The organism is Sphingomonas sp. TX0543, from assembly GCF_048565505.1.
Classification (GTDB): domain Bacteria; phylum Pseudomonadota; class Alphaproteobacteria; order Sphingomonadales; family Sphingomonadaceae; genus Sphingomonas.
Genome location: NZ_JBLZUS010000005.1, coordinates 92,823 through 105,550 on the forward strand (window position 1 = coordinate 92,823; position 12,728 = coordinate 105,550).

Below are 12,728 nucleotides of genomic sequence, written 5' to 3' on the forward strand. Positions count from 1 at the left end.
CAGACCGAGAAGGACACCATTGATCTGGCCACCCTTCGGCATTGAAAGTGCAGACATGCTCTTTCCCCTTGGAAGACGAAGCGGATTGCTGCGTCACCCTTAAAAGGGAGGAAGAAACTGACTCCCGCAAGATGGAAAAAAATTACACTATTTGTCTCGCGCCAAGTACATCTTGGTCGCCCGGAACAACGCCCCGCCTACTGCGGATTCTAAGGCGGTATGACTTGGATCAGTGTAAAAAAATTACACTATTTGTTGATGCGCCTTGCCGGAGGAGATCCGGTTACGCATCGTATCGCATCTGGTCGGCTTTATGCGGCCGATGGCGACACCCGCCGCTTTGTCGTACGGTCCGATATGCCCCAGGCGCTTTATACCTTCAAAGTGGATCACTCGCTGTTCCGCCTCGCCGTGGATGCGATGCGCATTCATTCATTGGCCACATGCGGATTTGAGACTGTTTCCGCTACTGCTATGAAAGGGTTGGAGAATTTCGTCGTTTGCCGTGATCCTGCCCCCTTTGTTCACGAGGCGCGAGATGCCGACATCCCCGGTCCGATTCGGGTCACGTTACGCATTCAGATGCACCAGAATGACCTGTTTCAGCGCGCGCGTGCCCATGCTGGCGACGCCTCGGGATCGCCAGCCCCAATTCGACTCACCTTCATTATCGGGCTTCTCGCCGCATTTCACGGAACATTTACTGAGAGTTCATGAATCGCCCCAACTGCCTGTGGTTGACAACCCGACCGGATAGATGCGTATTAGGCGCCTAACGGGGGTCGCACCATGTACCACCAGGCTACAAAGGCTTCAGTCTGCGAAGATCGACAACAACGACTTCACACGTTGTTCATGGCTGAGTGGCGTCTGAAGAAAGTGACAAATGCCGAAATGGCTCGCCGCCTCGGCAAGAGCCTTAGCCTCGTCAACAAAATCCGAGCCGGCCAAACGCCCTTCACAGGGCGACTGATCGACCAGTTTGTTGATATCCTGCAGATCGACCCTGTCCGCGCCTATATCGCCGTCGACATCCTTCACGAGCCGATGGTGTACTACAGCCCGAGGTTCGCGACCGCAGTTACCGAAAGCCTCGAGTATTTCTCGGCAATCCTTTCCGATCCCGACATCCCCGAGATAGTGACTGGCTCCGAACGCGGCATCGGTCGAACTGGGCTGACCGGCTGAAGTCGGTCGTCGACACTACCAGTCTCGAAATGTACCGCCCCGTCTTACCGTCACATCACCTTGCGCTAAGCGTCCGAGTGGCAGAATGACGCTTGCTTATGCCCAGCGACCCATCCGAGATCAAAAAAAGCACGCGGTCCATGCGCCTGAAAAAGGAGCGGGAAGACAATGCGGGGTACCGGCGGTCGACCGTGGCGCTGTCGCCCGTAGCATTAGCGATCGCAGAGCGACTTCAGGATCGTCTGGGCCTCGGCTCCAGGGAAGCTGTCATCAACGCGGTTTTCGAGCGCATCGACTCCGATCGATATCTCAAATACGAATTTCTAGGGCCAGAGGGCTTCCGTTCGCCACCATCGCTGGCCGAACCCGAGGCTTCAAACCACGAGACAGCGGACCACGGACATGCGGCAAAGGCCACCAGCTGACGAGTCGGGTCATGCCATTGTCGATTTTCTCGACGAGCATCGACTGCCGCACAGCCCCGAGAATTACGGCTTCGCTCACACCTATTTCGAAGGTGCTGACGAGGCCCATTTCATGGCCGTCGCCAATCTGATCGACGGCGGTTATCGCCTCCGACAGGAAGACGTGCGAGCGATTTCGGCACCAGCGGATCTCCATGGCACCGCGACGACGATCGGCGAGCTCTCAACAGAGGTCATGCACATCATCGGTGCAACTGCCCAGGAGGCAAATGCCTTCGTGAAGACCCTGACGCTGACCGCGGCCGAGCTGGTCTCCGCCGACGGAAGCATCCATAGCGCGGTCGCGCGCATGACCGCCCAGGCAGAGCGCGCCGAAGAGCGGTTGAAGCAGATGAGCCTTCAGACGGCCCTAGTCCGCGAGCGCCTACGCTCGCTGGGCGTCGATACTGACATCGATCCTGCTACCTCGCTCCTCAACCGCATCGCGATCGAGTCGGTGCTCACCGCTGCACTCGGGCGGGAAGGCCCTACCCTTCTTGCGCTGGTTGCGCTCGATCAAGTCACCTCGATCGGGGCGACTCATGGGATCGGCGTCGTCGAGCGGGTCCTGCGCGCGCTGGGCCAGACATTGCGGGATCATTGCATGCCGCACCGGGTCGGCCGCTGGGAGGCAAAGCGGATCGCCATCGTGTTCGACAACTGCGACCACGAAGCCGCCCGCGATATGCTGAACGCAGCCCGCAAGGCATTCTCGAGGCGAAAGCTGCAACGCGTCGAGAATGAGACGCCGATCGGCGAGGTGACATGCTCGGCGGGGCTCGTACTCGCCCCCAACGCTGTCTCAGAGGATCTGATCGCAGACGCTGCCGATGCGCTGGCCCGAGCTTCGAATGCCTCGGGCAACCGGGTTATTCTTGAGCAGCCAGCTGCGCGCCCATTCCCGTGAAATCTGATGCTCGCCGGCACCGCAACCTATCGCGCGGGGAAATGCCTGTAAAAAGTCGAGATCGAGACGCCGATCGCGCGCGCGATCTCGCGGGACGACATCTCGGTTTTGAGCAGCTTTGTCGCCGCGTTCCGGCGTTCTTCGGTCATCATCGTCTTTCGCCCCCCGAAGCGGCCCTTGCGCCGTGCAACGGCCAAGGCAGCAGTGGTCCGCTCACGGACCAGCTCGCGTTCCATCTGTGCCATTGCCGCCAAAATGTTGAAGACGAGCCGTCCCGCCGTTCCCGAAGTGTCGATCCCATCGGTGATCGAGCGCAGCCCGATCCCCTTCTCGTCGAGGTCGGCCGACAGATCGACCAGTCCCTTCATGGTGCGGCCGAGGCGGTCCAGCTTCCATACGACCAGCACGTCCCCCGATCGCGCATAGGCGATCGCTTCGGCCAGGCCAGGCCGGTTCACTTTTGCCCCGCTGGCCTTGTCGGAATAGAGCCGCTCGCAGCCGGCTTGCTTCAATGCCTCGATCTGGGGCGTCAGATCCTGGTCGGCCGTCGACACCCGCGCATAACCGATCAACATGCAATTTTCCCGAAACTCATCGACAACGGCCCTGTCGCTGAGTTACTAACGGAAATGGGTTTTGAGAAGTGCGCATTTTTGCCAACTCCCAACGGGATCGGCCGATCGCGTTCACGGACGGCGGTATTCCCATGAGGGCGTCGCAAATCAGATGGTTCACAAGAATCTCTCCAGCGGCATTTTCCGCTCACGGGATGTCATCGAAACCACAGATCGACGGTGCCGATACCGGGTTCACCCTCCTTGAATGGGGGGGGCAGAGGACAGCTATCTGTGGTTTCGATGACATCCGCCGACGGCCAGTGTCGGATGAGCGACCCATGTCCGCAACCTTGATCAAACCGTTTGTGGTTTCGATGACATCATCCGGCTTTCCGCGCTATCGACGGGAACGTGCGGCAAATGGCTAAGGCTGTCGTCAAACGGATATCGTCTAGTGGTAAACGGGCTTCAGAGGTCAGCCAAAAGGGCTTGGCAGAAGCACCCCACACGCCAGTCCAGGGTGATTTGTTTTCACTGGATAGTCCCCTTCGCGGCGGTGTTCGTGGCGAGCGCTCCCTCATGGCGTATCCATTTTTCGCATTGAGTAAGAACGCCTGGATGACCCAATTACGATACACTGCCAACAATGTGACGATCGAAGTAAATCCCGGGCATCGGGGCGTAGCAACAATCTATGACAAAGAGGTCCTACTCTACATCGCCAGCCTTATGGCTAGCCGTCTAGAGGAAGGAGGAGCCGTAGGTCAGGATTTCCAATTCACGGGCCATGACCTGTTCAGAGTCACTGGCACGCCCGTATCAGCCAAAGCATATAATCGATTGTTCGAGTCACTCGAGCGCTTGCAGAGTACTCAGATCAAGACCGACATCGAGACCGGTGGTGAGGGAGTCGCAGGCTTTTTCTCGTGGGTCGAAAATGTCCAACTGAAATACTCTAAATCAAAGGACGGGACTCGCCGCCTGAAGGCCGTCAGAGTTCGCCTTTGCGATTGGCTACATCGGGCCATCATGAAGGACCGGGACATATTGAAGTATGCACCGGCCTACTTCCAGCTAAGTCCCGTCAATCGTCGCCTCTATGAGGTAGCGTCTGCATCATGCATTGACGGCCCTGTATCACTAACGCTCGGCGATCTACGGCTACAGACTGGATATCAAAGCCCCTGCCGGAGCTTTAAGCGCCTTCTGAAAGACGCGGCCGAGCAGAATGCCATACCGGGATTTACATTGTACGTCGAGGAACAACCAGGCGCTCGGATGCCCGTTGCCGATGATCGGATCACCATAGTGCCGGTCCCGATCAGCCAACGCGAATCAGATGCCGCGTAGGCGAATCATCGACGGCCAGCGAAGATCCCCACACAGAGTTTAGAACCGGATCTGAGGAAGGTTGTCATTGAAACCTCAGGTTTTCAGACCTCGATGTCACCGAAACCACAGATATTTCGGCTTTGATGTCATCGAAACCACAAACCTTCGCAGTTTCCGGCGCTCTGAAAATATCGCAGGGTATGTTCACCGATTTCTAATGATCGGCGAGATCAGGATAGCGACCGTGACCACATAAACGAATGCCCGGCACGAAGGCCGGGCACCCTGGAACCGATAGGTGGCAGCGTCTGCAAACGCTGACCGGTCTCCCACAAGACCCTCCATCTAGCCGATCCCGATCCCCGGTTCAAGGGAGCGCGCTTCGCGCCACGCACGAGTTTTGCCTGCTGACGGTCCCTCCATCCGAGGGGACGGACGATGACCTACACCCAGACGAGGGCATAGCGTGGAAGGTACGCTAAACAACGCTAAGGGAGAACAACCGAGGAACGCTTAGGCGGCGCGGCTGTCCGGCGGAAGATTGAGGGCCTTGCGGCCAGCGGAAGCGGCGGCTCGATCCCAGAGGAAATCGCCGGAAAAGGCAATATGCTCCCAGCCAACCGGCGACGTATGGACAAGCAGATCATCGGGGACCGGGGCCGCTGCCGATCGCAGATGCTGGGCGGCGTCGGCCATGTAGATCGTGTTCCAATAGACGATCGCCGCGATGACTAGGTTGAGGCCTGATGCCCGATATTGTTGAGCTTCATGGCTGCGGTCGATGATGCGGCCCTGGCGGAAGGTGTAGATCGCTTGCGTCAGGGCATGGCGCTGCTCGCTGTTGTTAAGGCCGGCATGGCATCGCCGGCGCAGATCGGGATTTTCAAGCCAGTCCAGCATGAACAGGGTCCGTTCGATCTTGCCGATCTCCTGTAGTGCGACGTCGAGCTGGTTCTGCCGTTCGTAGGCGGCGAGCTTTCGCAGCATGACCGACGGCGCGACGTGGCCAGCCTTGATCGACCCCACGAGGCGCAGCACGTCGTCCCATTGTTCATTGATGATGTCGGTGCGGATACGCTTGCCCAACAACGGGGCGATGGACGGATAGGCCGAAACCGGCGCGATCGGCGCAAGCCGCCTGTCCGGAAAGTCGCGCAGGCGCGGGCAGAAGCGAAATCCCAGCATCGCGCACAGGGCGAAGACATGATCGGTCGCTCCGCCGGTGTCGGTGTAATGCTCGACGATCCTGAGATCGGTGCCATGGCTGATGAGGCCGTCGAGGACATAGGGCGCTTCATGCGTGGCGGCCGAGATCACATTGACGTGGTAGGGCCGGCGCTGATCGGAAACATGGGTGTAGAAGCTGAAGCCATGATCGACGCCATAGCGGGCGTTGATGTCGCCGCCCGATGCGCCGCGCTTCGCGCCCCTGAAGAACTGACCATCGGAACTGGACGTTGTGCCGTCGCCCCATACCCGCGAGAATGGCAGGCGGTGGTGCGCGTTGATGAGGACGGCGAGCGCCGCGCGGTAGCTCTCGTCGCGGATATAGGCGTCATGGGTCCATAGGAGTTGATCGCGCGTGACGCCCTGGCTCGCGGCGGCCATGCGCGACAGGCCGAGATTGGTGGCGTCGGCGAGGATCGTGGCGAGCAGCGCATTTTCATTGGGACATAGCTCGCCGGTGCGCAGGTTGGTGAACGCCGAAAGAAAGCCAGTTTCCTGCGCCACCTCATGTAGCAGTTCGGTGATACGGATGCGTGGCATCATCGCATCGAGCCGGTCGGCCAGGGCTTCGGCGTCGGGCGTTGCGATCGTGCGAACGGGGGATATCTGGAGGCGGCCGTCGCGGTATCGCACACCCTCCAGAGCGTCGCGCTTCAGGCTCCGGGCGAATTTCTTCAGCCGCCAGTCCAGTTCGCGGCCCCGCTGTTCGAGCCATTCGCCGGCTGTGGGTGGCAGACCAAGAGCCGACACGATCGGCTTGGCCTTCGGTTCGCTTAGCAGGTAGCTGTCGAACTGGCGGTATCCCGTCGATCGTTCCACCCAGACATCACCGGAGCGCAGCTTGTTGCGCAGATGCGCGATAGTCGCGATTTCCCAGAGCCGCCGATTGATCTTGCCGTCATCGCCCATGACGATTTTCTGCCATTCCTTGCGGAAGGGCATCGGAGCGTCGGCAGGCAGATCGCGCTTGCCCGACCTATTGAGGTCGCGCAGCATCTCGATAGCGGCAATCGTTTTCGCGCTGCCCTTTCCGGCCCTGAACTGCAGCGCTTCAAGCAGATCAGGGGCGAACTTGCGCAACGTCGCATAGCGGTCGGCCGCGACCCTCAGCGGATCAAGATTGGCGGTTTCCGCGATCGTCGCCACTTCCGGTCTGGCCTTCAGGAGGGTGTGCCATCCTACTGAGGCATCCAGGACCTCCATAGGATCTTCGCCAGTATCGACTGCATCGGTGAGCGCGTCGATCGTCCTGCGGAAGATCAGCATCAGCCGGGCCACGTTCTTCGACGTGGCGGCATAGCTGCGCGCCTGGGCGTTCTTCGCGCGGGTGAAGATGCCGCCGATCAGCTTGTCCGCCATCTCCAGGGCGCTGTCCGTCAGCCGTTCTTCAAGATCGAGCAGGAAGGCAACGAGCGTGGCGCGTCGCCGGGAGGGAATATAGCGCTCGATCATATAGGCAGGCGACGCACGGCCTTCCCTGACATATTGCCGAAATCGGTCCGCGTGGATGCGGCCCGCGACGTCGGGGGAAATGCCGATCTTCCGCACCTGCCTCAGACGGTCGAGGATCTGGCGGACGTGATCGGGCTTGGCCGCGACGGGGATGGTCTTAAGCAAGGCGAGATGGCTCATGCCGCCGGCGGCGTCGAAGAGCTGATCGAGGGCCTGGACCTGTTCGGCGCTGAGATCGGCGATCAGGGCGTGGGCGGCCTGCTTGCGCGCGCGGGCACGTCCCGCGCTGCTGGCGCGTTCGATGGTGGAGATGGACGGCAGCAAAATCCGGGCCTCGCGCAGGGCGGTGACCACGCCCATCGCAATCGTCATCCCCTTGTCGGTCGCCCATGCCGTTCTCGCGGCCGCCTCGACCATGAAGGGAATATCGGCCCGGGTTGGCCCCCGAAGCCCCAAACGCGCCGCCAGCTCACGGGCATGATCCGTCATTGTCTGATCCCGCGCCGCATAGTTGGCCAGCTCGGTTACGTGCAGACCAAGTTGCTCCGCGACGAAAGCGGCGAGATCATGGGGTATTGCTCCCCTGTCCTGTATCAACTGCGCAAGCGTGATGCCCGGGTGCCGCAGGAGCGCGAGTTGCAGCGCCACGCCCAACTGGTTCCGTCGCTCCCGTCGCGCGCCGATGATCTCGATATCGGAAGGCTCGAAGGTATAGAGCCGGGCCAAATGGTCGCGATCGGTCGGGATGGCGAGTATCTGATCGCGTTCGCTCTCGGTCAGGAGTTGATGCTTGCGCTTCGTCATGCCGTTTCCTGTCCACAAAAGGTCATCTGGGCCTATGGACAGCGAGGAGTAAAGAGACATAGTATGTGGACGGATATGGGTGGGGCGCAGCGGCTGCCCTCCATAGCGTCCACAGAACGACCGTTTGGGAGACACGATAGATGGGCGGCATTCTGGGCTACGCCCGCGTCAGCACCGGCGATCAGGATGTGGCGGGCCAGACCATGCGACTGGAGAATGCCGGCGCCATCAAGGTGTTCACCGATGTAATATCGGGAAAAAGCATGGAGCGGCCTGGACTGGCCGAACTGATCGCCTATGCCCGCAAGGGTGACACGCTCGCCGTGGTCCGCCTCGATCGGCTTGGGCGTTCGCTGACTGAACTGCTCGCCACAGTCGAAACTTTGCGCAGCCAAGGCATCGCCCTCCTGAGTCTTGAGGAAAAAATCGACACCTCGTCGGCCGCCGGCGAACTCATCTTCCATGTGTTCGGAGCTATCGCCCATTTCGAGCGGCGGCTAATCTCTGAGCGGACCCGCGATGGGATCGCCGCTGCACGCGCCAAGGGCAAGCAGCCTGGCCGTCAGCCGCTCGACATGTCCAAGGTGGATGCGGCCATCAAACTGGTCGAAGCCCGTATCTCGCCGACAGAGGCAGCACGGCAACTCGGCATCGGCAGATCCACCATCTATCGCGAAATGCGCCGCCTTGGCGTGGAAAGGCCTGCCTGAATGTCCAGATTGAAATCTGCTCACGATCTGTCCGGGCTGATGAAATATGCGGATCGTGCTCCGTGGGACGAGGCGATGGATGAAATGCTGTCCGCGCATCTCGGTCCGGCATGTGAAGCGACCGGCCTCGAACCCGACGCCATATTCGAGATCATCGGTGATCATTGGCAAGGGCCGCTATGGGGCTGCGCCTTTGAAGATCTGCTGACACAGGAACTGGAACCTGACGGTCGCAATCTGGTCGATGACTATCTCAAGCGCCGAGGCTGGAACGAGAAGGCGCCGAACAAGGCCTATATGCGCGCGCTGCGGGATACGATGATGTCGCTCTATGAGGTTAGCGAGGTCGTCCCCGGTCAGTCGATGACCTTGCGTGATCTGTTGCGGGATGTTGCGCCAGTCACGGTCCGCGAACACGGCGCGACACAGACCCTCGTCAACTGGGACAAGATCGCTGCACGGGTTGTCGATGTGAACGGTCGCCATGGCATCTCGGGCGCGCTGTTGCCGTTCAGCGCTGATGGCGCCCTACAACTGATCGACGCGTTTGGCCGGCTTGCGGACGATGCAAAGGACACCTCCGAACTAAACCAGACCGACCGGGATGCTATTTTACGGGCATCAGGCCCGATGTTCACGAACATGTGGCTGCTCGATTGTCTGGGCAAAGCCATGCCTGGCACCATGCCGGATATGGTCAACGCCGATGGCGATGATCTTGTGTTCCACCGCATCGTCTTCCCCCTGGCCAAGGGCGTGATCGGCAAGAGCGTGGTTCGCAGGCTGAACGCGGCACAATGGCTGGAGCCTGCCAGCGACACATTCTGGAACTGGCTGGTGCCGGTGACGAAGGAGAGAAAACCACGAACGGCCAAAGGCGGGCAGGCTTTTGTGACGACCATGGAGGACGGCACACCCGTCTTCGCCAATGTCGAGTTGGCGGGACGCAAACTGATCGTTGAGGTCAATAGTGCCGCCCGTGCGGAGAAAGCGATTGCGCAAATGGGCGAATGGCTTGGTGATTGCGTGAGCACACCTATGACCGAAATCCGGACTCTGGCCCAGTTCATGGCTGATGACGCCGCCCGCGCTCCGCAGGAAGAGCCGCTCGATATCCCGCCGGACGAAATGGAGCGCATCGTTCATGATATGCTGACACGCGAATATACCAAAACGCTTGATGAAGCGGTGCCTGCCCTTGGCAACAAGACGCCGCGCGCTCTGGCCCGCACGAAGGCTGGCCGGGCGAAAGTGGCCGACTGGCTCAAATATATAGAGAATGGCGCAGCAAAATCCGGGGTCGGCGAGCCAATGGCTACCTATGATTTTACGTGGATGTGGCAAGAGCTGGGCATCATCGGCCTCCGCAGGTGATGCCCTTGCACGCCGTTCCGGTATTGTTCGTCCTTAGCGTTGCTTGGCGTACCTCCCACGCTATGCCCTCAATCCTGCGGTGAGGCTGGCGCGCGTCCCGATGCGCCCGGTTGCAGAGGCGAACGCGGAATAGCTGTCGGTGTCGAGCGCGGGGCGATATGGTGACCAATTGCCGGTCGTGCCGGCGGCGCGTGACGGCGCATTGAAGAAGTCGCCGTTGCGGAAGCGGGCTTCCGCCGACCCGATTGGTGTGGCGAAGCTGACGGCTGTCAGCTGGTCGTTATGTTCGTTGAAGTAGTACAGCCCGCCGGTCAGATCGACGTATCCATTCAGCACCGTTCCGGAGAGCTGGATTTCCTGGCTCACGCTATGCTGGCGTTGGTCTTGGAGCAGGATAACGTTGCTGCCCATGCCGGGTGGATTGGCGGTTTGGTCGAAACCGATACGCGACCGCAGGCGCCGATAACCGGTGATCGCGCTCAGCATAACGCCGCCCGGCTTGACGTCGATCCGCAACGAGCCTCCCCCGGTGGTGGTGTCGTTGAGCGGATCGGTATCGGCTGAGCGGAAGTTGTCGATGTCTCCGCCAGGCTGCACGAACACGTTGGTGTACCGACCGGGCGCTGAAGCATCGGCCACGAACCGCTGCGGAAACCGCGGCGTGGAGCGTTCAACGCTTAGGTCAGCGGTTGCGTATAGGCTGAGCGCGGCAGACGGCTTCCACAGCACCGAGGCGCGGCCGCCCTGCAAATCCTGTCCATTGACGCGCGCCCCATTGGTCAGGTTGCGCCCCCAACCGCGCTGGTTGCGAAAGATGCCCGACAAGCGGACCGCGAGATCACGGCCGAGCGGCAGATTGACCGTCGCTCGCGCGTCGATGCGGCGGTAGCTGCCGAACGTCAGATCTGCGATGCCCCCCACCACGTCCATGGTTGGCCGCCGAGTCACGACCTTTATCGCACCACCGCTGGTGTTGCGGCCGTACAGCGTGCCCTGCGGCCCACGCAGTACCTCGATCCGCTCGATGTCGATCAGATCGAACAGGGAGCCGGTCGACCGCGGGAGGATCACATCGTCGACATAGATGCCGACCGGCGGATCGTTCGTGAAGATTGAGTCGCCTTCGCCCACTCCACGAAGGAAAACCAGTGCACCGGAAGTGGTGCCGAAGTTGCGAGACAAATAGAGGTTAGGAACATTGGCACCGAGCCGGTCGAGGTTGAGTATCGCTTCGTCGTCGATCCGCTGCGCGGTTATCGCCGTCACGGCGATCGGAACGTCCTGCAGGTTCTGCTCACGCCGTTGCGCGGTGACGACGATATCGCTGCGTTCGGATTCAGCGCCGGCTCGCTGCTCCTGTGCTTCGACCGGCGCCGCCTGCAGGAGCATCAGGCAGGCAGCCGCTCGAATGTAATTGGTCTGGGCGGAAGGCATCGATGAAGTGGCTTTGATTCGGATCTGATTAAGCACGCCCAATGGCACAGCGCCGACGTGGGTTCATCGCCTCTGGTCGATGCTAGATTCGTTCGACGATCAAGGCGATACCCTGGCCGCCGCCAATGCACATCGTCGCCAGACCGTAATGTCCACCCGAGCGTTCCAATTCATGGAGCAACTTCACCGTGATGATCGCCCCAGTCGCGCCGACGGGATGCCCCAGGGCGATGCCGGATCCGTTGACGTTGGTGCGGTCGGCGTCGAAACCCAGTTCCTGCGCGACCGCGCACGCCTGCGCGGCGAACGCCTCGTTCGACTCGATCACATCAATCTGTTCCAGGATCAGCCCAGCGCGACGCAGCGCGACCGGCACCGCGTGGATCGGACCGAGCCCCATAAGCGATGGCTCGACACCGGCGTGGCTCCACGCCAGTACCCGCGCCCGAGCCGATAATCCCCGTTCCTTCGCTACGCTGTGCCGCGCCAGCACCAATGCCGCGGCTCCGTCGTTGATTCCCGACGCGTTACCTGCAGTTACCGTACCATCCTTGCGGAACACGGGCCGGAGCTGCGCGAGCGCTTCGGCGGACACATCCGCCCTCGGATGCTCATCAGTGTCGAAGACCTGCACACCCTTTCGGCCCCGTACCTCAACCGGCACGATCTGCTCCCGGAACCGCCCCTCGCTGATGGCTCGGACGGCGCGGCCGTGGCTTTCTGCTGCCACTGCATCCTGCGCCTCGCGCGATATCGCATTGCGCGTAGCGACGTTTTCCGCAGTGACGCCCATGTGAATGTCTTCGAACGGATCGGTCAACGCGCGGGTCAAGCCGTCGATCATGGCGATGTCGCCCATTTTCTGGCCAAACCGTGCAGCGTTCACATAATGGGGAGCATTGCTCATGCTTTCGGCACCGCCCGCCACCGCGATATCGCATTCGCCGAGCGCCAGCATCTGCGCCGCCGAGACAATCGCTTGGATGCCCGAGCCGCATAGCCGATTGAGCGTCAGGGCCGGTACACGGACGGGTATGCCGGCGTTCACCGCCGCCACACGAGCCAAATAGGCATCTTGTGGTCCGGACGGGATCACCTGTCCGAGCACGACATGGCCGACGTCTTCGGGAGCGATCGTCGCGCTGCGGACCGCCTCTGTAATACATATGCGCGCCAACTCGGCAGCGGACACGTCCTTCAGCGCCCCTCCGAAGCTGCCGACAGCGGTGCGGACCCCGGACAGAATCACGATATCTTCGGTCATTGTCATTCCCTCAAT

Annotated in this window: 11 protein-coding genes; 7 read left to right on the forward strand and 4 right to left on the reverse strand. The window is 60.8% G+C overall.

What is annotated here, in order from left to right; translation table 11 throughout:
- Window positions 1–219: 219 nt before the first annotated feature.
- The 4 genes from ACM61V_RS21970 to ACM61V_RS21985 all read left to right on the forward strand — a co-directional run bounded on the left by ACM61V_RS21970 (window position 220) and on the right by ACM61V_RS21985 (window position 2,559).
- Window positions 220–717, forward strand: coding sequence for a hypothetical protein (locus ACM61V_RS21970; protein WP_419714722.1), 498 nt, complete (start codon window positions 220–222; stop codon window positions 715–717).
- A 138-nt stretch (window positions 718–855) separates the two neighbouring features.
- The gene (locus tag ACM61V_RS21975; RefSeq protein ID WP_066782291.1) at window positions 856–1,188 is read left to right on the forward strand and encodes a helix-turn-helix domain-containing protein; all 333 of its coding nucleotides are present in this window, start codon (window positions 856–858) and stop codon (window positions 1,186–1,188) included.
- 140 nt (window positions 1,189–1,328) lie between these two features.
- Window positions 1,329–1,613, forward strand: coding sequence for a hypothetical protein (locus ACM61V_RS21980; protein WP_066782290.1), 285 nt, complete (start codon window positions 1,329–1,331; stop codon window positions 1,611–1,613).
- On the forward strand, window positions 1,591–2,559 hold the full coding sequence (locus tag ACM61V_RS21985) for a GGDEF domain-containing protein (RefSeq protein WP_419714723.1): 969 nt from the start codon (window positions 1,591–1,593) through the stop codon (window positions 2,557–2,559). Before ACM61V_RS21980 ends, ACM61V_RS21985 begins: the two co-directional genes overlap by 23 nt.
- A 26-nt stretch (window positions 2,560–2,585) precedes the next feature.
- Here ACM61V_RS21985 and ACM61V_RS21990 read toward each other — a convergent pair whose 3' ends face one another.
- Window positions 2,586–3,134 (reverse strand): recombinase family protein, encoded by a 549-nt coding sequence (locus tag ACM61V_RS21990; protein WP_024310630.1) that lies wholly within the window; start codon window positions 3,132–3,134, stop codon window positions 2,586–2,588.
- Between the two features lie 402 nt (window positions 3,135–3,536).
- On the opposite strand from ACM61V_RS21990, the gene ACM61V_RS21995 reads away from it, so the two are divergent.
- On the forward strand, window positions 3,537–4,466 hold the full coding sequence (locus ACM61V_RS21995; protein ID WP_419714724.1) for a replication initiator protein A: 930 nt from the start codon (window positions 3,537–3,539) through the stop codon (window positions 4,464–4,466).
- 495 nt (window positions 4,467–4,961) lie between these two features.
- On the opposite strand, the gene ACM61V_RS22000 is transcribed toward ACM61V_RS21995, so the two are convergent.
- On the reverse strand, window positions 4,962–7,931 hold the full coding sequence (locus ACM61V_RS22000; RefSeq protein ID WP_419714725.1) for a Tn3 family transposase: 2,970 nt from the start codon (window positions 7,929–7,931) through the stop codon (window positions 4,962–4,964).
- A 140-nt stretch (window positions 7,932–8,071) separates the two neighbouring features.
- Between ACM61V_RS22000 and ACM61V_RS22005 the strand changes: the two genes are divergently transcribed.
- Together ACM61V_RS22005 and ACM61V_RS22010 are read left to right on the forward strand one after the other, a co-directional pair.
- The gene (locus tag ACM61V_RS22005) at window positions 8,072–8,641 is read left to right on the forward strand and encodes a recombinase family protein (RefSeq protein ID WP_007015735.1); all 570 of its coding nucleotides are present in this window, start codon (window positions 8,072–8,074) and stop codon (window positions 8,639–8,641) included.
- 39 nt (window positions 8,642–8,680) lie between these two features.
- Window positions 8,681–10,015, forward strand: coding sequence for a hypothetical protein (locus ACM61V_RS22010; protein ID WP_010339830.1), 1,335 nt, complete (start codon window positions 8,681–8,683; stop codon window positions 10,013–10,015).
- A 60-nt stretch (window positions 10,016–10,075) separates the two neighbouring features.
- On the opposite strand, the gene ACM61V_RS22015 is transcribed toward ACM61V_RS22010, so the two are convergent.
- Together ACM61V_RS22015 and bktB are read right to left on the reverse strand one after the other, a co-directional pair.
- A complete protein-coding gene (locus ACM61V_RS22015) occupies window positions 10,076–11,449 on the reverse strand; it encodes a TonB-dependent receptor (RefSeq protein ID WP_419714726.1) in 1,374 nt (457 codons plus the stop codon).
- A gap of 82 nt (window positions 11,450–11,531) precedes the next feature.
- Window positions 11,532–12,719: a beta-ketothiolase BktB gene (gene bktB, locus ACM61V_RS22020; RefSeq protein WP_419714727.1), complete on the reverse strand. Its 1,188-nt coding sequence runs from the start codon at window positions 12,717–12,719 to the stop codon at window positions 11,532–11,534.
- Window positions 12,720–12,728: the final 9 nt, after the last annotated feature.

What these genes read in the sequence shown, in the direction of transcription:
- ACM61V_RS21980 (WP_066782290.1), top strand. Translation starts at nt 1,329, where the DNA reads ATGCGCCTGAAAAAGGAGCGGGAAGACAATGCGGGGTACCGGCGGTCG.
- ACM61V_RS21985 (WP_419714723.1), top strand. Translation starts at nt 1,591, where the DNA reads ATGCGGCAAAGGCCACCAGCTGACGAGTCGGGTCATGCCATTGTCGAT.
- ACM61V_RS21995 (WP_419714724.1), top strand. Translation starts at nt 3,537, where the DNA reads ATGGCTAAGGCTGTCGTCAAACGGATATCGTCTAGTGGTAAACGGGCT.
- ACM61V_RS22000 (WP_419714725.1), bottom strand. Translation starts at nt 7,931, where the DNA reads ATGACGAAGCGCAAGCATCAACTCCTGACCGAGAGCGAACGCGATCAG.
- ACM61V_RS22015 (WP_419714726.1), bottom strand. Translation starts at nt 11,449, where the DNA reads ATGCCTTCCGCCCAGACCAATTACATTCGAGCGGCTGCCTGCCTGATG.
- ACM61V_RS21990 (WP_024310630.1), bottom strand. Translation starts at nt 3,134, where the DNA reads ATGTTGATCGGTTATGCGCGGGTGTCGACGGCCGACCAGGATCTGACG.
- ACM61V_RS22010 (WP_010339830.1), top strand. Translation starts at nt 8,681, where the DNA reads ATGAAATATGCGGATCGTGCTCCGTGGGACGAGGCGATGGATGAAATG.
- ACM61V_RS21970 (WP_419714722.1), top strand. Translation starts at nt 220, where the DNA reads ATGACTTGGATCAGTGTAAAAAAATTACACTATTTGTTGATGCGCCTT.
- ACM61V_RS21975 (WP_066782291.1), top strand. Translation starts at nt 856, where the DNA reads ATGGCTGAGTGGCGTCTGAAGAAAGTGACAAATGCCGAAATGGCTCGC.
- ACM61V_RS22005 (WP_007015735.1), top strand. Translation starts at nt 8,072, where the DNA reads ATGGGCGGCATTCTGGGCTACGCCCGCGTCAGCACCGGCGATCAGGAT.
- bktB (WP_419714727.1), bottom strand. Translation starts at nt 12,719, where the DNA reads ATGACAATGACCGAAGATATCGTGATTCTGTCCGGGGTCCGCACCGCT.